16 protein-coding genes and 1 pseudogene are annotated in these 19,846 nt (G+C 39.2%); 3 read left to right on the top strand and 14 right to left on the bottom strand.

Annotated elements, in window-relative coordinates; all coding sequences use genetic code 11:
- Positions 1-46: 46 nt before the first annotated feature.
- From H8787_RS05940 to xerS, 3 genes are all read left to right on the top strand, one after another.
- Positions 47-379, top strand: coding sequence for a putative DNA-binding protein (locus H8787_RS05940; protein WP_003069097.1), 333 nt, complete (start codon positions 47-49; stop codon positions 377-379).
- A gap of 60 nt (positions 380-439) precedes the next feature.
- Positions 440-2,014, top strand: coding sequence for a signal recognition particle protein (gene ffh, locus H8787_RS05945; protein ID WP_187327671.1), 1,575 nt, complete (start codon positions 440-442; stop codon positions 2,012-2,014).
- Positions 2,015-2,188: 174 nt separating this feature from the next.
- Complete coding sequence (gene xerS, locus H8787_RS05950) at positions 2,189-3,259, top strand: tyrosine recombinase XerS (protein WP_187327672.1); 1,071 nt, start codon at positions 2,189-2,191, stop codon at positions 3,257-3,259.
- A gap of 61 nt (positions 3,260-3,320) precedes the next feature.
- Here the strand turns inward: xerS and ucpA are convergent, their stop codons facing one another.
- From ucpA to H8787_RS06020, 14 genes and pseudogenes are all read right to left on the bottom strand, one after another.
- Positions 3,321-4,118: an SDR family oxidoreductase UcpA gene (gene ucpA, locus H8787_RS05955; RefSeq protein WP_187327673.1), complete on the bottom strand. Its 798-nt coding sequence runs from the start codon at positions 4,116-4,118 to the stop codon at positions 3,321-3,323.
- 352 nt (positions 4,119-4,470) lie between these two features.
- The gene (locus H8787_RS05960; protein ID WP_187327674.1) at positions 4,471-5,460 is read right to left on the bottom strand and encodes a lipoate--protein ligase; all 990 of its coding nucleotides are present in this window, start codon (positions 5,458-5,460) and stop codon (positions 4,471-4,473) included.
- Between the two features lie 14 nt (positions 5,461-5,474).
- Positions 5,475-7,178: a dihydrolipoyl dehydrogenase gene (lpdA, locus tag H8787_RS05965; protein WP_187327675.1), complete on the bottom strand. Its 1,704-nt coding sequence runs from the start codon at positions 7,176-7,178 to the stop codon at positions 5,475-5,477.
- A gap of 31 nt (positions 7,179-7,209) precedes the next feature.
- Positions 7,210-8,253 carry a dihydrolipoamide acetyltransferase gene (locus tag H8787_RS05970; protein ID WP_187327676.1) on the bottom strand — a complete coding sequence of 348 codons (1,044 nt, stop codon included), beginning with the start codon at positions 8,251-8,253 and terminating at the stop codon, positions 7,210-7,212.
- 155 nt (positions 8,254-8,408) lie between these two features.
- On the bottom strand, positions 8,409-9,401 hold the full coding sequence (locus tag H8787_RS05975; protein ID WP_006269486.1) for an alpha-ketoacid dehydrogenase subunit beta: 993 nt from the start codon (positions 9,399-9,401) through the stop codon (positions 8,409-8,411).
- Positions 9,402-9,421: 20 nt separating this feature from the next.
- Complete coding sequence (locus tag H8787_RS05980) at positions 9,422-10,390, bottom strand: thiamine pyrophosphate-dependent dehydrogenase E1 component subunit alpha (RefSeq protein ID WP_070669214.1); 969 nt, start codon at positions 10,388-10,390, stop codon at positions 9,422-9,424.
- A gap of 161 nt (positions 10,391-10,551) precedes the next feature.
- Positions 10,552-11,712: an acetyl-CoA carboxylase biotin carboxylase subunit family protein gene (locus H8787_RS05985; protein WP_187327677.1), complete on the bottom strand. Its 1,161-nt coding sequence runs from the start codon at positions 11,710-11,712 to the stop codon at positions 10,552-10,554.
- Positions 11,713-11,731: 19 nt separating this feature from the next.
- Positions 11,732-12,472 carry an esterase family protein gene (locus tag H8787_RS05990; protein WP_187327678.1) on the bottom strand — a complete coding sequence of 247 codons (741 nt, stop codon included), beginning with the start codon at positions 12,470-12,472 and terminating at the stop codon, positions 11,732-11,734.
- A 34-nt stretch (positions 12,473-12,506) separates the two neighbouring features.
- Positions 12,507-13,331 carry an alpha/beta hydrolase gene (locus tag H8787_RS05995; RefSeq protein WP_039677104.1) on the bottom strand — a complete coding sequence of 275 codons (825 nt, stop codon included), beginning with the start codon at positions 13,329-13,331 and terminating at the stop codon, positions 12,507-12,509.
- A gap of 131 nt (positions 13,332-13,462) precedes the next feature.
- A complete protein-coding gene (gene trmFO / locus H8787_RS06000) occupies positions 13,463-14,797 on the bottom strand; it encodes a methylenetetrahydrofolate--tRNA-(uracil(54)-C(5))-methyltransferase (FADH(2)-oxidizing) TrmFO (RefSeq protein WP_187327679.1) in 1,335 nt (444 codons plus the stop codon).
- Positions 14,798-14,971: 174 nt separating this feature from the next.
- Complete coding sequence (locus tag H8787_RS06005; protein ID WP_037597011.1) at positions 14,972-15,469, bottom strand: phosphoribosylanthranilate isomerase; 498 nt, start codon at positions 15,467-15,469, stop codon at positions 14,972-14,974.
- A 61-nt stretch (positions 15,470-15,530) separates the two neighbouring features.
- Positions 15,531-17,624, bottom strand: a complete 2,094-nt coding sequence (gene topA, locus H8787_RS06010; RefSeq protein WP_187327680.1) for a type I DNA topoisomerase — start codon at positions 17,622-17,624, stop codon at positions 15,531-15,533.
- A gap of 85 nt (positions 17,625-17,709) precedes the next feature.
- Positions 17,710-18,396 (bottom strand): annotated as a pseudogene (gene dprA / locus H8787_RS06015) (DNA-processing protein DprA); the annotation flags it as partial.
- 181 nt (positions 18,397-18,577) lie between these two features.
- Complete coding sequence (locus H8787_RS06020) at positions 18,578-19,795, bottom strand: tyrosine-type recombinase/integrase (RefSeq protein WP_001291561.1); 1,218 nt, start codon at positions 19,793-19,795, stop codon at positions 18,578-18,580.
- Between the last annotated feature and the right edge of the window lie 51 nt (positions 19,796-19,846).

Raw genomic sequence — 19,846 nt, forward strand, 5'->3', positions numbered from 1 at the left:
TCTTCACTAGTAGAGTTTTACTATATTTTTTGGTATAATAAATCTTATGGAAATTGAAAAAACCAATCGAATGAATGCTCTATTTGAATTTTATGCAGCACTTCTAACAGATAAACAAATGAATTATATTGAACTTTATTATGCAGATGATTATAGTCTCGCTGAGATTGCTGAAGAGTTTCAAGTTAGCCGTCAAGCTGTTTATGATAACATCAAACGGACTGAGAAGATTTTAGAAGACTATGAAATGAAACTTCACATGTATTCAGATTATATCGTTAGAAGTCAAATTTTCGATCAAATAATAGAGAAATATGCTGACGATACCTATTTGCAAAAGCAAATTGCAACCTTATCTAGTATTGACAATCGAGAATAGTGAATTGTCAGTAAAAAAATACGCACAAATCAATATCATTAACTAGGAGAAATACATTTTATGGCATTTGAAAGTTTAACCGAACGTTTACAAAACGTCTTTAAAAATCTACGAAGAAAAGGAAAAATTTCAGAGAGTGATGTCCAAGAAGCGACCAAAGAAATTCGTATGGCACTCTTGGAAGCCGATGTAGCTTTACCAGTTGTCAAAGACTTTATCAAAAAAGTTCGCGAGCGCGCTGTCGGACACGAAGTTATTGATACGTTAAATCCTGCTCAACAAATTATCAAGATTGTTGACGAAGAATTGACCACTGTATTGGGTTCTGATACAGCAGAAATTATCAAATCCCCTAAAATTCCGACCATTATCATGATGGTCGGTCTCCAAGGGGCTGGTAAAACTACATTTGCAGGAAAATTAGCCAATAAACTTAAGAAAGAAGAAGCTGCTCGACCTTTGATGATTGCTGCTGATATTTATCGTCCGGCAGCTATTGATCAGCTCAAAACTCTTGGTCAACAAATTGATGTGCCAGTATTTTCGTTAGGAACAGAAGTACCAGCAGTCGAGATTGTTCGTCAAGGTCTGGAGCAAGCCAAGGCTAATCACAATGACTATGTGCTGATTGATACAGCTGGTCGTCTGCAAATCGATGAGAAACTCATGAATGAGCTGCGTGATGTCAAATCACTTGCTCAACCAAATGAAATTCTCTTGGTTGTCGATGCCATGATTGGGCAAGAAGCTGCCAATGTAGCTCGTGAATTTAATGCTCAGTTAGAAGTAACTGGGGTTATTCTGACTAAGATTGATGGCGATACACGTGGTGGTGCCGCTTTATCCGTCTGCCAAATTACCGGTAAACCGATTAAGTTTACTGGTACTGGGGAAAAAATTACAGACATTGAAACTTTCCACCCAGATCGAATGTCTAGTCGGATTTTAGGCATGGGAGACATGCTGACCCTAATTGAAAAAGCCTCTCAGGAGTACGATGAGCAAAAATCACTTGAGATGGCTGAAAAAATGCGAGAAAATACCTTTGATTTTAATGATTTCATTGACCAACTAGATCAGGTTCAAAATATGGGTCCAATGGAGGAGCTACTAAAGATGATTCCTGGTATGGCCAATAATCCTGCCATGAAGAATTTTAAGGTAGATGAAAATGAAATTGCTCGCAAACGTGCCATTGTATCATCCATGACACCAGCTGAGCGAGAAAATCCCAATCTTCTCAACCCAAGTCGCCGCCGTCGGATTGCTGCAGGTTCTGGTAATAGCTTTGTCGAAGTTAATAAGTTTATCAAGGACTTTAATCAGGCCAAATCTGTCATGCAGGGTGTCATGTCTGGTGATATGAATAAGATGATGAAGCAAATGGGACTAAACCCCAACAATATGCCTAAGAACATGCCTGGCGGAGGAGGAATACCAGATATGACAGCTCTAGAAGGTATGATGGGGCAAGGTGGTATGCCTGATATGTCAAGTTTAGGAGGCACTGGCATGCCGGATATGAGCCAAATGTTTGGTGGTGGACTTAAGGGAAAAATTGGTGAATTTGCAACTAAACAAGCTATGAAACGCATGGCAAATAAAATGAAAAAAGCAAAGAAAAAGCGGAAATAATCAAATATAAAAAATAAGCCGTTCAATAAATCGCGCACCGGCTTATTTTTTATATATTAATGATTGTTTTATATGCAATCTCCCCAACATCTTTCCGAAAAACTACAATTTTCTTGAAAAAAATATAGAGCTATGCTATACTTCTTATATAGAATAAAATAATGGAGATCCTTTATGAAACGTGAAATACTTTTAGCAAGAATTGAAAAACTAAAGACAATCATGCCTTGGTACGTTTTGGAATACTATCAGTCTAAATTGACTGTTCCTTATAGTTTTACGACCTTATATGAATACCTCAAGGAATACAATCGATTTTTCCATTGGGTGTTGGATTCTGGGATTGCTGATGCATCGCAGATTGCGGAAATTCCTTTATTGGTGTTGGAAAATATGACTAAAAAAGATATGGAATCATTTATCCTTTACCTACGGGAACGACCGTTGCTTAATGCTAATACCACGCAAAATGGAGTATCTCAAACAACTATTAACCGCACTCTTTCAGCTCTCTCTAGCCTTTATAAATATTTAACTGAAGAGGTGGAAAATGAGAATGGAGAGCCTTATTTTTATCGTAATGTTATGAAAAAAGTGTCCACTAAGAAAAAGAAAGAAACTTTAGCTGCACGAGCTGAAAATATTAAACAAAAGCTCTTTTTAGGCACGGAAACTGAACAATTTTTGAATTATATTGATGAAGAATATCCTAAAAGTTTATCTAACCGCGCCCTCTCCTCTTTCGACAAAAATAAAGAGCGAGATTTGGCAATTATAGCATTGCTTCTTGCATCTGGTATTCGCCTATCCGAGGCGGTCAATCTTGATTTGAAGGACCTTAACCTAAAAATGATGGTCATTGAAGTGACTCGTAAGGGCGGAAAAAGAGATTCTGTCAATGTTGCAGCTTTTGCCAAACCCTACTTGGAAGCCTATCTTGAGATTCGGGCCAAACGCTATAAAGCTGAAAAATCCGATACTGCCTTCTTTTTGACAGAATATAGAGGTGTTCCTAACCGGATTGATGCTTCTAGTGTAGAAAAGATGGTTGCTAAGTATTCTGAAGATTTCAAAGTTCGAGTGACACCTCATAAACTCCGCCATACGCTGGCTACTCGACTTTATGATGCTACTAAATCTCAAGTTTTGGTCAGTCATCAGCTAGGACATGCCAGTACTCAAGTTACAGACCTCTACACCCATATTGTTAATGACGAACAAAAAAATGCATTGGATAATTTATAAAATAAAAAGTTTGCATAATTTAAGGTATGCAAACTTTTTATTTGAATTGAGCTAAATGCTGCTAGTTTGTGCCCATGCTCATAGTTTCTGGTAGGGTACTACCGCCGTCAATGACAATTTGAGATCCTGTAAGATAGGAGGATTCGTCACTACCTAAAAAGGCAAAGAGTTCCCCTACTTCTTGCGGTTTAGCTAATCTTTTCATTGGGACAGCGGCCGCAATATCTTGAATAGGAACTTCTGGATGTTCTGGGTTGGATTCCAGGGCCATTTTTTCGACCATCGGTGTCCGAGCATAGCCTAGCTGGCTGCAGTTAACTCGGATATTGCGATCGGCATATTCTACTGCCAAGGCCTTGGTTAAGCCGACCAGAGCTGCCTTGGTCATCGCATAAGCTGCTTCTCCAGCATCAGCAACCAAATCGCCTGTCACAGATGATGCGATGACGATAGCGCCTGCTCTCTGTTTCAACATGGGCTTGATGATTGCCTGACAAGTGTTCCAAACGCCCTTGATATTGACATTAATATGTTGATCCCGTATCTGGTCTGTCATTTCTTCAAAGGGCGCCAGCTTGCAGATACCAGCATTACAGCAGGCAATATCAAGATGCCCAAAAGCTTGGATAGTCTGAGAGACAGCCGCTTCCAAATCTTCTAGACGACTGACATCACCGATATAGCTGATAATATCTATTTGGTAGCTGTCACGAAGTTCTTGAGCAGTTGCTTCTACTTGAGGGTCTCGATCGAAAAGGCAGAGCTTGGCGCCATATTTGGCATAGACTGAGGCAATGCCCTGACCCAGACCGACAGCAGCTCCAGTAATCAAAGCAACTTTTCCATCTAATTTAGCCATAATAACCATCCTTTCTAAAACGAAGAAGTTTGACAGATTTTTGTGACATTTTATGATATATTTCTAACTTTAGTCTAGTACTTTTCTAGTTGCTTGTCAATATAATAATGAAGGAAAACCTCGCATTTGCTATGATGTTTCGTCCTCTTTATAAAAATTCTATCCAATAATTTCTGTAGGGTTCGATAATAAGGAACTTGCTCCAAAGCGGATATTCTCCAAGCGATTATTGGCTGTGGTGTATCCCAGAAGCATCTGAACATCCTGATAACCAGCTTCTTCAAACAATAGAAAAAACATCCTTAGTTAAATAAACGTAAGGATGTTTTCTCTATTGTTATAGTCTTGTGATTTAGCCGACCACTGCTTCTGTAATTTCTTCTTGGCTAATTCCAGCGAAATAGCGAGAAATATCCAGGTTTTCAAGAGCATTTAAAACATCTTCTCTTTCATATTTAACACCCTTGAGGACTTCTTCTACTGCTGCTACATCTTCGATTCCAAAGAAATCTCCGTAAATTTTGATGTTTTCGATTTTTGACTGAACAACATTGGCAAAGATTTCGACTTTACCACTAGTAAACTTGGTACCACGACGAACATTGTATGCTGGCGATTTGCCATAGTTCCAATCCCAAGTAGCAAATTTAGTTTCCTTGATATGGTTGATTTCAGCTAGTTCATCATTAGAAAAGGCATATTCTGTCATTTCTGGATGTTCTTTCTTCATATAGTCTAGCAGGAGGTCGCGAAATTGCTCGACAGTAATTTTTTCAGGCAATTCATCAACGATATTGGTTACACGAGCTCGAACAGATTTGACTCCTTTGGACTCAAACTTATCTTTGGAAACTTTTAAGGCATTCGCTAAGACGGATAATTCTACGTCAAAAAGCAGGCAGCCGTGGTGCATGATTCGACCATTGATGTAGGCTTGTGCATTGCCACAGAATTTTTTCCCGTCAATTTCCAGATCGTTGCGTCCTGTAAATTCTGCTTTTACACCTAATTCTTCCAAAGTCTTGATGACTGGGATAGAGAAACTCTTAAAATCAAAGGCTTTGTTTTCAGATTCTTTGGAAATGATGGTATAGTTGAGATTGTTATAGTCATGATAAACAGCTCCACCTCCACTGATACGACGAACAACCTCAATGCCATGCTCTCGGACATAGTTACGATTGATTTCTTCAATAGTATTCTGATGACGTCCGACAATGATAGAGGGTTTATTGATCCAAAGCAAGAAAATCATATCTTCATCAAGGAGATGCTTGAAAGCATATTCCTCAAGTGCGATATTAAAAGCTGTATCATTACTGTTGTTAATAATGTATTTCATCTCAATAGTGCCTTTTATTTTTTCTTTGGAGCATGAATAGCCATGCCGAGTACGTCTGCAAATGCTTCGTACATAACTTCTGAGAATGTCGGATGACCGTGAATGGTCTTGAGCATCTCTTCCACCGTGATTTCCATTTCGATGATAGTAGAGGCTTCATTGATTAACTCGGCTGCAGCGGGACCGATGATGTGAACACCGAGAACTTCTCCGTATTTCTTATCAGCAATTACTTTGACAAATCCTTGAGCAGCATCAGATGCAATTGCTCGTCCGTTTGCTGCGAAGTTGAATTCGCCGATAGCTATATCATATTTTTCTCGAGCTTGTTCTTCTGTCAGACCGACTGCCGCAACTTCTGGCAAAGTGTAGATGGCTGCTGGAGTTAGATTTAATTTAGCAACTACGTGATTGCCTTTGAGAGCATTCTCTGCAGCTACTTCTCCCATACGAAAGGCTGCATGCGCCAACATCTTGGTACCGTTAATATCTCCAGGCGCGTAAATTCCTGAAACAGAAGTTTCCATATATTCATTGACCTTGATACGACCTCGGTCTAGTTCAAAGTTAACCTCGCCAATTCCCTCCAAATCAGGCACTCGTCCGATAGAAAGCAAAGCTTTATCAGCTATGATATCTTCCTTTCCTGCAACTTTGATGCGGAGCTTGCCATTTTCTTCGACAATTTCTTCCAACTTGGTCTCTGTCAAAATGGTCATGCCCTTGCGGTCAAGAATGAGTCGAAGGTTTTTAGAGACTTCTGCATCCATAGCTGGAACAATCCGATTCATCATTTCAACAACCGTCACCTTGCTACCAAAGGTCATGAAAGCCTGTCCTAGCTCAATACCAACAACGCCACCACCGATGATTACTAAACTTTCTGGAACTTCCTTCATATCCAGAATATCATCGCTAGTCATAACAAGTGATGATTCCATGCCTGGAACGTTAATCTTGCTGACTTTTGATCCACCAGCTAAGATAATCTTCTTGGTCTCAAGAAGTTCAGCACCATTCACCAAGACATTCTTATCTTTGGTAATGGTACCAATTCCTTTGTAAACATCAACGCCGTAGCTGCGAAGCAGACCTGCAACGCCTCCGACAAGTGTATTGACAACCTTGTTTTTGGTTTCCAAAACTTTATCCATATTGACAGTAAAGTTTGGATTTTCAATGATAATACCACGGTTTGCTGCATGGGCTAGACTTTCAATAATTTCCGCATTGTGAAGATAGGTCTTAGTCGGGATACAGCCACGGTTGAGGCAGGTTCCACCTAGTTCAGATTTTTCAACAAGGGCAATCTTGCCTCCTAATTGAGCTGCTTTAATCGCTGCCACATAGCCAGCTGGTCCGCCACCAATAACCACAATATCATAAGCATCATCACTCTTATTATCATCGTTAGAAGTTGTGGTTGCAGTTGGTGTTGAACTAGCATCTGAAGCAGCCACAGTAGTCGGAATATTTTCTCCTTCTTCGCCCAGATAACCGATAACTTCCGTTACAGGAACAGTCTCACCGTCTCCTTTCAAGATAGCAATCAAGTAGCCATCTTCCTCTGCTTCTAACTCCATGCTGACTTTATCTGTCATGATTTCCAGAAGGATTTCTCCTTCTTTTACAAATTCGCCAACTTTTTTATTCCATTGAACAATCTGTCCTTCTGTCATATCAACGCCGGCTTTTGGCATAATTACTTCTAAGGCCATGTTTTTATTTTCCTCTCATTTAAACTTTCTCTTATACCAACATTGAAATTGGGTCTTCAATCAGTTCTTTTAGGTCTTTCATGAATTTAGCACCTGCCATACCGTCCACGACTCGGTGGTCAATGGTTAATCCAAGACTCATAATTGGTCGAATCACAATTTCTCCGTTTACTACGACTGGTTTTTCAATGGTTGAGCTAACTCCCAAAATCGCAGAGTTAGGCTGATTGATAATCGGGCCAAAGGATTGGACACCAAACATGCCCAGATTGCTGATGGTGAAGGTAGAATTTTGCAGCTCGCTCGGTGCCAGCTTGCCATCCAGGGTCCGGCCGATGATATCCTTGAAGGCCACAACTAGCTCAGACAGACTCATCTTCTCAGCGTTGTAGACTACAGGTGTCATGAGACCATTATCCATACCGACAGCCATGGCCAGATTGACATAGTTGTGGGTGATGATGGTCTTGCCGTCCTCGGTCAGGGAGGAATTGAGATAAGGGTGCTTCATCAGGGTCTTAACCACAGCCAACGACAGCAAATCTGTGACCGTCACCTTCTTGCCGGTCGCTTCCATGATTGGATCTATAACCTTCTTGCGTAGGGCCAGCATTTCCGTCATATCCACATCATAGTTGAGGGTAAAGGTCGGCGCCGTCAGATAGGAATCCACCATCCGTTGGGCGATAACCTTGCGCATCGGTGTCATTGGAATACGCTCAATCTCACCGTAAGGCGTGATATTATCTGGTACTTCTTCAACCTTTTCAATAACAGCCGGCGACTTGATGCTGTCACTTTCGACATTTTCAGACAGGAAGGCCAGGACATCCTTCTTCATAATCTTGCCGCGGTGCCCAGTTCCCTGAATCTCATTCCAGGCGATATTGTGCTCCTCGGCAATGCGCTTGGCCAGCGGTGAAATCCGAACCGCATGGGTATCTTGATAGGTTTCCACGTCTTCCTTGTGGACGCGACCGTTTGAGCCTGAACCGGAAACATCGTAAAGATTGATTTCCAGATCGTCTGCCAGCTTTCTAGCTGCAGGGGTCGCTCTTAATTTTTTGTCATCCATGATCTCTCTCATTCTTAAATAATTCATTGGTCGAGGCAACATTTGCCCTTATTTTTGTTTTTATTCTAGTAATATTAGCAAAAATCGGATTTTTATTCTCAGTTATTTATACATAATTTAAATTACGTAAATGTTAATCATTGTTTATCTACACCTTACTCTTTATGATAAGTCTTACGGATAGTGTCTTTGATGGATTCTACTGTCGGAATCATGGCATTTTCAAGATTTTGAGCATAAGGCATCGGCACGTCTTCTCCAGCACAGCGACGAATCGGTGCATCCAGATAGTCAAAGGCTTCAGACTCAGATATAATAGCCGAAATTTCTCCGATATAGCCGCTGGTCTTATGGGCATCGTTGACCAGAACGACTTTTCCTGTTTTTTTAACTGAGTTAATAATAATATCTTTATCAAGTGGTACCAAGGTACGAGGATCGACTACTTCTACTGAAATGCCTTCTTCTGTCAATTCTTCAGCTGCTTGCATAACTCTGCGGAGCATTTTTCCATAAGTCACAACTGTTACGTCCATTCCTTCTTTTTTGATGTCACCAACACCGAGAGGGATTGTATAATCAGGGTCAAGTGGAACTTCGCCTTTTTGGTTGAATTCTGATTTATACTCAAGGATAATAACAGGATTGTTGTCGCGAATTGAAGATTTCAACAATCCCTTCATATCTGCGGGAGTTCCAGGCGCTACGACTTTGAGACCGGGAATATGGGTAAACCAAGATTCTAAAGATTGCGAGTGTTGAGCAGCTGATCCGACACCATTTCCAGCTGCGCAACGAATTGTTAGCGGAACTTGTCCTTTACCACCAAACATATAACGTGTTTTAGCAGCCTGGTTGACAATCGCATCCATGGCAATGACAGAAAAGTCCATGAAAGTCATATCTACAATAGGACGAAGGCCTGTCATGGCAGCTCCTGCTGCAGCTCCTGAAATAGCTGCTTCAGAAATTGGACAATCACGTACTCGTTCTGGACCGAATTCTTCTAACATTCCGACGGATGTTCCGAAATCTCCTCCGAAAATGCCGACATCTTCTCCCATTAACAACACATTTTCATCAAGACGCATTTCCTCAGACATGGCAAGGATAATGGTGTCACGGAAAGACATTGTTTTTGTTTCCATTATTGTTCAATCTCCTCTCTTTAATCTGCATAAATATCTTCAAAAGCTGATTCAAGCGGTGGGAATGGACTTTCTTCCGCGAATTTTACAGATGCTTCTACTGCTTCTTTAACCTCTGCTTGAATAGCCTCTAACTCTTCATCGCTTGCAATCTGATTTGCGAGTAAATATTTACGAAGATTTTCGATTGGATCTTTTTTCTTCCATTCTTCTACTTCTTCACGAGTACGGTATTTACCTGGGTCAGAAGATGAATGTCCCAACCAACGATAGGTCACACTCTCGATTAAGACAGGTCCTTTACCACTGCGAACATGCTCTACAGCTTTTTGGAAACCTTCATAGACATCCAAAACATTATTGCCATCTTCGATGAACATACCTGGAACGCCATAAGCTGCGCTGCGCTCGTGAATATGCTCTATATTGGTCATTTTCTTAATATCCGCAGAAATACCATAGCCATTATTGATACAATAGAAAATCACTGGCAAATTCCAAATAGAGGCCATATTAACCGCTTCATGAAAAACACCTTCGTTCGTTGCTCCGTCACCAAAGAAACAGACAACGATCTTTCCTGTATGATGCATTTGCTGAGTAAGGGCTGCACCGACTGCGATTCCTATACCTCCGCCAACAATACCATTTGCTCCTAAATTTCCAGCATCCAAATCAGCAATGTGCATGGAGCCACCTTTTCCTTTGCAGGTTCCATTGTATTTGCCCATGATTTCTGCCATCATGCCATTCAGGTCAATTCCTTTAGCAATCGCCTGACCATGCCCACGATGGTTAGATGTAATCAAATCATCAGGATTGAGGGCCAACATAGCTCCAACGCTTGCTGCTTCTTCTCCAACTGAAAAGTGAGTCATACCTGGAACTTTCCCCTTTTTCACGAGTTGAGCAATTTTTAGGTCCATCCGACGAATTTCTTCCATCTTCCGAAACATCTCTAACAAGAGATTTTTATCTAACATTGCCATATTTTTTACCTTTCTAAACTTGGTTTCTACAATCACATTCTAACCAATCCTAAAAAAACTGTCAAAATTTATGCTTGCAGAATTTCACAAAGAAAAATCAGCTAACCTTGCTGGCAAGCTGATTTGAATTGACAAAATAAAAATTTCACAAATAGATTTTTCTACTTTTTCCCAAAATCCTCTATCATTTGATCGATTTCCAAACGACTTGGTGTTGTCAAAATATAATGAACATCTCCTTGTAAATCTGCAAATGCCTTTGGCATGATTTTGACTGCTTTTAATTTATCGCCGTACTTTGCACGCAATTCTTCTTCTGAATACACATAATTTGAGGTTGAACGGCGTGAAGTAACCAAGCCATATTGTGCTTCGACTTGAGGTTGTGGGAAAGATTCGCCATTCACAATATCTGCATATCCACGATAAAGGTCAATGGAGTGAGCAAAGTTATACAAATCAATCGTAAAAGCACCTGCTGGACGATTATTGTATTCTATGGCAATATAATCATCTCCGTCACGGAAAAATTCAATATGGAAGAAACGTTCTTTCATGCCAAACGCTTTAATGATAACTTCCCCATATTGACGTAATTTTGAATCCATATCTTTTATAATATAATATGAGTTTTCATAATGATTCAAAACTAAATCTAAAGGGGTATAAGCATAATCAAAAGTTGTTGAAAACACAATATTTCCTTTTGAATCCAGTAATCCGTCAAACGTACAAATTTGTCCAGAATCAACGAATTTTTCAAAGAAATAAACGGTTTGCTTATCCCACTCTTGTTTAAATTGTTCAACATCTTCACTGCTTTCAAGTTTATAAGTTCCTGCTGCGCCAACTCCATTGTCTGGCTTCGCAATCATCGGAAGTCCAATTTTACTGACAGCCATGTCAACTGCCTGCAAGGTTTTTACAATTTGACCAGGAACGACAGGAACTCCAGCCTTTTTAAAGAGTTTCTTCATTTCAGACTTAAATTTTGTCTTTTTCAAGTCTTTTGGTTTTGGTCCTACAACATTGAACTGTTCACGCAATTTTGCATCTTGATCCAACCAATATTCATTGTGTGACTCAATGCGGTCAATTGGTCCATGCTTGTAAAAAAGGAAAGCTACAGCACGTTTAACTTCATCGAGATTTTCTAGATTTTCCACACGAAAATATTCTGTTAAAGCATTTTTCAGAGGTTGATCTAATTGATCATAGGGCTCTTGCCCAATCCCTAAAACAGTAATGCCTTTGTTAGCAAGTTCAACGGTAAATTGTTGAAAATTTTGCGGATAATAAGGTGAAATAACGATATAGTTCATAATATTGTTTCCTTTCTAATCATAAGTTTAATTGACTTAGAAAATACGGCATTTGCTTGCGCCACCAAATCCAGTCATGCGAAACATCATATCCCCATTCAGCAAACCATGCAGGAATATTCTTATGCTCAAAGGCTTCTTTTAAGGTATAGAAAGAAGGTAGTCCGTCCTGCTCCCATGCACCAAGTCCTGTACAGACAATGATATCAGCATTGCGATAGCGGTCAATAAACCAACCATCGTTTTGATTCCAAATGTAATCTGCTGGTGAATTTTGATAAATTGCTTCATCATCTAAACAATCACCGACAAAGAAGCGGGCATCGTAAACTCCGCTGAGGGCGATGACCTTGTTAAAGACATCGGGGTGCTGGAGAAAGAAATTAACAGCGTGATAGGCTCCCATGGAACAACCTGTCGTCATCATTGGATCAAACCAACCTGTTTTATGCTTGATAAAAGGAATGGCTTCCTCAATGACATAGCGCTCATAGGCTCGGTGCATTTCTGCTCGGTCGTGAGGAGATTTCCAATCAGCCAGCCAGCTTTCACTATCTACACTACTCAAAGTGAAAAATTGGATTTTTCCTGTTTCGATAAACCATGAGCAAGCCTCAATCATACCAAAATCTGCATATTCATTATGACTGCCTCCTGATGAAGCAAAAACGATTACAGGCATTCCAGCGTGTCCATAACGATTCACATACATTTCACGGCTTAAATTACCGCTCCAATGACTTAAAAATTCAACATGCATATAAATTCTCTTCTCATATTCTTAATTGATTTATTTACCATTTTTCACTAAAGAAGCGAAGGCAATCAGGTAAATGCTCAGCCCAAGCCATTTCATTGTGTTCTGCACCGGCTTGGATATAAAACAATAGATTTTCCAAATCTAAACCACCTGCAATTAACTGACGAAAGTAGGTTAATGACGAATCAATATAAGCTTGCTTGATATTGCCAGCCATCAAGGTTTTATCTGTATCATCTGCTTCTTCTGTTCCAACATAAATATAAATATGCTGATCTGCTAATAAGTTATGACGTTCTATATAACGATTGAATGCTTCTTGGTGCAGCCAGTTCGCAGATGAGAAAACACCCAAGCAACCGATTTGCTCTTGGTATTCAATTCCCATAAACTGCGTAATATTTCCACCCAAAGAAGAACCAACCATGCCCGTGTGTGCTCGGTCTGACTTGGTACGGTAATGCTCGTCAACAAAGGGTTTGACAACTTCCATGACAAACTCAGCATACTCTGTCCCTTTGCCTCCAAATTCTATACCTGGAATAGTTGACTCTTGGTATTTCCAAGCAGAATACTCATTCATTCGATTAAAACCGTCGTTGTCAATAGCTACCACAATCATTTTTTCAATGTCCGGATTTCGCTTAATTGTTGGAATAATCTTCCAAGAATAACCGCTAAAAGACTCCTTACTATAAAGGACATTTTGACCGTCATGAAAATAAACTACAGGATAAGATTTTTTAGTATTTTGCTCATAATTTCTAGGAAGGAGCACCCGAACACGACGCTTTTGTTTAGTATAAGGCACTTCTAATTCATGTGTTCTAACTTCAAGGTAAAAATAGGAATGGTTCATTATCAGAAAACTTTCTATTTTCAAAATTTTCATCTATTATATCATAAAATATGCAAAAAAGTTAGGAATTCCTAACTTTTTTAATACTTTTACAACTTATCGTCATTATTTCCATTTTTTCAGAAAGAAAATTAGAGATTTTGATAGCTTTCGATAGCTTGTAGAGCTCGTTTTGCTATTTTTTCATAGCGTTCTTTCTTGTCTCGAATTCGAGGACCGTCCAATTCTTTGATAATTCCAAAGTTGACATTCATCGGCTGGAAATGTTTGCTGTCAGCGTGCGTGATATAATGAGGTAAGCTTCCAATAGCAGTTGTTTCTGGAAAGATCACAGCTTCTGCTCTATTGAAAAGACGAACTGCATTGATACTAGCTACGAGTCCAGATGCAGCGGATTCCACATATCCCTCTACACCAGTCATCTGACCCGCAAAGAAGATATTCTGTTGTTTTTTAGACTGAAAAGTTTGAGTCAGAAGATTCGGTGAATCCATGTAAGAATTACGGTGCATCACGCCATAGCGAACAAACTCTGCATTTTCCAAACCTGGAATCATCCGAAAAACGCGCTTCTGTTCGCCCCATTTAAGATGTGTCTGAAATCCAACGATATTATAAAGGCTCCCAGCTGCATTGTCTTGACGAAGCTGAACGACTGCGTATGGCGTCTTAAATTCGCCATCACGAGGACCTTGATAGTCATCTGGGTATTCCAAGCCGACCGGTTTCATAGGACCGTAGAGCATGGTTTTTATCCCTCTCTTAGCCATCACCTCAATCGGCATGCAGCCTTCAAAATATTTTTCTTTTTCAAAAGCATTGAGAGGCGCTTCCTCAGCATTGACTAAAGCATCGTGAAAAGCTATAAATTCACTTTTAGTCATGGGAGCATTTAGATAAGCAGCTTCTCCCTTGTCATAGCGAGACTTGAGATAAACTTTTTCCATATCAATCGTATTGACATCTACAATCGGTGCTGCCGCATCATAAAAGTAAAATCCAGTTCCACCATTTAGCGCATGGATTCTTTTAGCAAGCGCATCACTTGTCAAAGGACCTGTCGCAATAACAGTAATCGTATCGTCAGGGATTTCTGTTATTTCCTCACGAATAACCTCAATGAAAGGATGATTATTTAGCTCATCGGTGACTGATTTTGAAAAGCTCTCTCTATCAACCGCTAACGCTCCTCCGGCCGGTACACGCGTAGCTTCTGCTGCTCGCATAATGAGTGAATCCAAACGGCGCATTTCTTCTTTTAGCAGACCAACTGCGTTTGTCAGTGAATCTCCCCGTAGAGAATTAGAACAGACTAGTTCTGCAAAATTACTAGTCTTATGCTGAGGAGTGGATTTCATTCCGCGCATTTCGTACAGTTTAACAGGAATACCACGTTTAGCAATCTGATAAGCTGCTTCGCTGCCAGCCAGACCAGCTCCTATGACATTGATGTAAGATTGAAACATACAACGAATACCTATTTGGGAGGGTTACTCCCACAAATCTTTCTAATTATTCTTTATCATTATAACAAAAAAAGCCTCTACTGACGAGTGAGACTTTCTAGAACGCAAATACACTAACTTATTAGTATCCATCCTCAAACATTGGTGTAAAGAATATAATGATTGGTCATGTATCTATTTCTTTAACATTTTTTCCAGATAAGCAATTTTAACAAAATCCTTATCATTATTTTGGTCATTTCGATAGGAATCTTGCGAAGATGCTGTGTAAATCTTAAGATATTGTTCAGCATCAGGAAGAAAATAAATTACCCCTGCTGTTTCATGTTTTACCAATTCATCTAAAGGAATCCCAGCAAAGTTTTCCAAAGTATTCATGCTACCAAACTCAACCGATAGATTTCCTTTTTGAAATTCGTGCTCGTGCAAATCTACTAATTGGTAGCCAAGCCGGTTCATAATCGTTTCAATCTTTTTAAAATCATAAATTCGTACCTCATCAGGTGCGTCCCATCCCCTAGGATCTCCTGGAACATGGATATCAATATCTCGTGCTTGCCAGTCTTGACCAGTTACCTGTTCAAGACCTAGCGAGCCCATAAGAAAAGGAATAATTCCGATTTTATTTAATTCCTCGGAAATTTTTAAAAACTCATGAAACTTCTCTTTCATATAATCTCCTTTTGTGGATGCGAAAATTATTTGCATAAGTTAAATTATGTAAAACATTGAATTATTTTACTTTTTCTTCTTCGTAATCCCCGTTGCTGCAGACAACTTGTTTGCCACCACCGCGAACTTTCTTTTCTACAAGATACTGACCGCATTTCGGACAAGAGCGACCAACCGGTTTATCCCAAGAGGTGAAGTCACAATCTGGATAGCGATTGCAACCATAAAAAAGCCGATTGCGCTTGGTTTTGCGCTCAATGATTTGTCCTTGATGACATTTAGGACACTCTACGCCTATTTCTTTGACAATTGCTTGGGTGTGACGACAATCGGGGAAGTTGCTACAAGCATAGAATTTACCATAACGTCCTAACTTGATAACCATAGGACTTCCACAAACTTCACAATCAAAACCAGCCGGTTCGTCTTTAATTTGAATTTTCTCCATTTCAGTTTCTGCTTTAGAAACTTCTTTTTCAAATGGTTTATAAAATTCGTCAATGACCTTTTTCCACTGCTCTTTTCCGACTTCTACATCATCCAATTTGGCTTCCATATCAGCGGTAAACTTCACATTGACAATATCTGGGAAGAATTCAACAATCAATGAATTCACAATTTCTCCCAATTCGGTTGGTTCAAAGCGTTTGGAAACTAATTTTACATAGTAGCGTTTTTGAATAGTTTCAATCGTTGGTGCATAAGTTGATGGACGCCCAACGCCATTCTCCTCCAAGGTCTTAATTAAAGTTGCTTCTGAATAACGTGCTGGTGGTTGAGTAAAATGCTGCTCAGGATTGGTGTTGATACACTTAACCAAATCACCTTTTTTCATGTCTGGCAGCATTTTGTTTTTATCAGAGTCGTTATAAATAGCTAGATAACCATCAAATTTAACCTGACTACCATTTGCAGCAAATTGAACACCATTTTGCTCTAACTTCACACTCATCGTGTCAAATACCGCAGCAGTCATTTGACTCGCCACGAAACGATTCCAAATCAACGTATACAATTTCAATTGATCTTTATCTAGATATTTTGCGATATTGTCAGGTGTATTAAATACACTTGACGGACGAATCGCTTCATGAGCATCTTGTGCGCCAGAAGTATTTCGGACTCTACTGCCATGTTTAGAATATTTTTCGCCAAAACGATCTGTAATGAAAGTTGCAGCTTCGTTTTGAGCTACTGGGCTAATACGAGTAGAATCTGTACGCATATAAGTAATCAAACCTTGCACACCCGAACCAATATTGATTCCTTCGTAGAGCTGTTGAGCGACCATCATAGTTTTCCGAGTTCGGAAATTGATTTTATTAGCAGCGTCTTGCTGCATAGATGATGTAGTATAAGGTAGTGGAGCATGACGCTTGCGTTCCTTTTTCTCAACACTTTCCACGGTAAATTCATCACTCTTGATTTGAGAAAGAACATTTTTGACATCATCGTTGGTAGCAAGTTTCATTTTCTTGCCATTTATACTATAAAAGCTTGCTTGAAATTGCCGAGCACCTTTCTTGAACGTTCCATCAATCGTCCAATATTCTTCTGGCTTAAAAGCATTAATTTCGTTTTCACGATCAATGATGAGCTTCAAAGCAACAGATTGTACACGTCCAGCCGATAACCCCTTCTTGACTTTTTTCCAGAGAATCGGAGAAATAGAATACCCTACAATACGGTCAAGTACACGACGAGCTTGTTGAGCATCTACCAAATCCATATCAATTTGACGTGGTTCTTTAAAAGCATTTTTAACTGCATCTTTCGTAATTTCGTTGAAAACAACGCGATTTTTATCATGTTCATCCAGATTTAGAATATGAGCCAAATGCCAAGAAATAGCTTCTCCTTCTCGATCTGGGTCGCTCGCAAGATAGACTTGTTTAGCCTTTTTAGCTTCTTTTTTCAAATCATTGATAAGAGGACCCTTTCCACGAATATTGATATATTCTGGCTCATAATTATTTTCAAAATCAACGGACATCGTAGATTTTTTTAAATCTCGAATATGACCTACGCTAGCTAAAACCTTGTAGTTCCGTCCTAAATATTTTTCAATTGTTTTTGCCTTAGCTGGCGACTCTACAATCACCAGATTTTTTTTAGCTGTTGTTTTTTTCTTTGTTTTTGTTGCCAATCTAAACACCTTCTAAAAGTAATAAACCTCATAGAGTTTAAACTATTTTTTTCAAGATGTCAACTAGTAGCATTCTCTTATAGGAAAACTTGTTTTAAAACTGGAATTCAGAAAGTACGTCAGACCCTGATGTGATGCATTTTGCTCCCTCCTGAATCAAATGATGACAGCCATCACTTCTTCCATCTAAAATTGACCCTGGAATAGCAAATACATCTCGCCCTTCTTCCATTGCTCGCTCACAAGTAATAAGGCTGCCTGAGCGCATTTTAGCTTCAGCAACAATAACCCCTCTACACAATCCTGCTATAATCCGATTACGCTCTGGAAAATGAAATTTTAATGGCTCTGCTTCAGGACTATACTCACTAAGCACTAGATGATGTTCTCCCAAATACGATTGGAGTTTTTTATTCGCCCTTGGATAAAAAACGTCTAGACCCGTTCCGATAACTGCAATTGTTCGACCACCATTTTGCAATGCTGCCATGTGAGCTGAGGTATCAATTCCGCGTGCTAAACCACTCACGATAACCAATTCATTGTTTAGCTCTTTAATAATCTTTTGAACGGATTGACTGCCTACTCGGCTACTATTCCGACTTCCTACAACAGCTACTTTAGGTAATTTTAGCAAATCCAAATTACCTTTATAAAAAAGAAGAACGGGTGGATTATAAATTTCACTCAAATCCCAAGGATATACATCTTCCAAGATAGAAAAAGATGGAAATTTCTCAAATTCTTGACGTAATAAATCATCATCTAATTGTAAATATTTTAAAAATAAACAAAGTATAAATTTCTAATTATCTTTTTATATTTTCTTAAATGCTCGTAAAGCCTTATTCTATGTGCTTTCGAGTATTTTTACTGTAGGAAGATACTTCACGTTTCTTTGCATATTTCCTCATGTCTTAGCTGTCAGAAGTGGTAAATAAGTAGTAAATTCATTTGTACTACTAAGCAACAAGACGCTCCTGTTGCTTCTCTTTATTCAAGCGTTTCATTTCTGCCATTGCAGAATCGAATGTTGCATGTGCGTAATAGTTCAGCGTCATGGCTATATTAGCATGTCCCATAATGTACTGTAATGCCTTTGGATTCATTCCTGCATTTGCATAGTTGGTACAGAATGTATGTCGCAAACTATGTGGAGTGATGTGTGGCAATTTATCCTCGTTATACTTATTGTATTTCTTAACAAGACCTTTCATCATGCCGTTGTAATCACTTGCCACTTTTGGATAGTTCTTTCTATTAAGAAAGAGGAAATCACTATATCCATCAATCTCAACACGCTTATCATTCTTTCGATTCGCTAACACTCGCTTAAATGCTTGATAGGCTTCTTCAACCATAGGAACTTGACGTTCGCCACTTTTGGTCTTTGGTGTTTCAATGTAGTACCCAATTTCAGTATCTCTCAATAGCTGATGGTCTATATTGACAAGACGATTCTCAAAATCTAAATCTGGAAGTGTCAAACCACCAAACTCTGAAATACGAAGACCTGTTTTTAAGAGTATCAGAATTTCATCATAATTTTTGCTGTAGGTTTTATCAGCTTTTGCAAAGGCTAACAGTTTTTCTTCCTGTTCTTCTGTTAGTACGGTCTTAGGGACAGTATCATCATCAAGAACTGCTTTCAGTTGAAAGTCAAATGGATTCTTCCGAACACAATCATCTTGTATAGCAATATAGAATGAAGCCTTTAAAGAACGTTTGTAGTTATTGATGGTTTGATAAGCATAACCATTTTCACTCATTCTAATAGCCCATTCTTTAGCGTCTGATGGCTTAATACTGTCAATACTTCTTACACCTAACTTGTCTTTCTTCAAAATATCCATAAGATATTTGCGTCCAGTTTCAGTGTTTTTTCTAACCTTTGGTCTTTGAGCGTTCTGTTTTGCGTAAAGCTGGCAGAGTGTCATTTTCTTTCCTACAACATCAATACCATCATGAATGTCTTTCTGTAACTCTGCGATTTTCTCTCTAAGTGAGATACAATCACGCTTTCCTGCTGGTACTCGGTCTGTAGCCACAAGTTTCCACGAGTAAACAAATTGCGGTTCTCCAAATGAATCTATATATTTGTATAAGTATCTTCCGTCTTTTCGTTGGCTCTCTCCAGTCTTTAAGATTCGACCTTTATTGTCACGTCTTTTTTCTGACATGGCATTTGCTCCTTTCCTTTATGGAAAGAGCCTTGATACGACTTAATACTA

The sequence above is a fragment of the Streptococcus sp. NSJ-72 genome (assembly GCF_014334035.1).
Classification (GTDB): Bacteria; Bacillota; Bacilli; order Lactobacillales; family Streptococcaceae; genus Streptococcus; species Streptococcus constellatus.

Coding starts and splice junctions, on each gene's coding strand:
- H8787_RS06005 (WP_037597011.1), bottom strand. CDS start 15,469: ATGAAAGAGAAGTTTCATGAGTTTTTAAAAATTTCCGAGGAATTAAAT.
- ffh (WP_187327671.1), top strand. CDS start 440: ATGGCATTTGAAAGTTTAACCGAACGTTTACAAAACGTCTTTAAAAAT.
- H8787_RS06020 (WP_001291561.1), bottom strand. CDS start 19,795: ATGTCAGAAAAAAGACGTGACAATAAAGGTCGAATCTTAAAGACTGGA.
- H8787_RS05995 (WP_039677104.1), bottom strand. CDS start 13,331: ATGAACCATTCCTATTTTTACCTTGAAGTTAGAACACATGAATTAGAA.
- H8787_RS05975 (WP_006269486.1), bottom strand. CDS start 9,401: ATGGAAACAAAAACAATGTCTTTCCGTGACACCATTATCCTTGCCATG.
- H8787_RS05990 (WP_187327678.1), bottom strand. CDS start 12,472: ATGCATGTTGAATTTTTAAGTCATTGGAGCGGTAATTTAAGCCGTGAA.
- trmFO (WP_187327679.1), bottom strand. CDS start 14,797: ATGTTTCAATCTTACATCAATGTCATAGGAGCTGGTCTGGCTGGCAGC.
- xerS (WP_187327672.1), top strand. CDS start 2,189: ATGAAACGTGAAATACTTTTAGCAAGAATTGAAAAACTAAAGACAATC.
- ucpA (WP_187327673.1), bottom strand. CDS start 4,118: ATGGCTAAATTAGATGGAAAAGTTGCTTTGATTACTGGAGCTGCTGTC.
- H8787_RS05985 (WP_187327677.1), bottom strand. CDS start 11,712: ATGAACTATATCGTTATTTCACCTTATTATCCGCAAAATTTTCAACAA.
- H8787_RS05940 (WP_003069097.1), top strand. CDS start 47: ATGGAAATTGAAAAAACCAATCGAATGAATGCTCTATTTGAATTTTAT.
- H8787_RS05970 (WP_187327676.1), bottom strand. CDS start 8,253: ATGGATGACAAAAAATTAAGAGCGACCCCTGCAGCTAGAAAGCTGGCA.
- H8787_RS05960 (WP_187327674.1), bottom strand. CDS start 5,460: ATGAAATACATTATTAACAACAGTAATGATACAGCTTTTAATATCGCA.
- H8787_RS05980 (WP_070669214.1), bottom strand. CDS start 10,390: ATGGCAATGTTAGATAAAAATCTCTTGTTAGAGATGTTTCGGAAGATG.
- lpdA (WP_187327675.1), bottom strand. CDS start 7,178: ATGGCCTTAGAAGTAATTATGCCAAAAGCCGGCGTTGATATGACAGAA.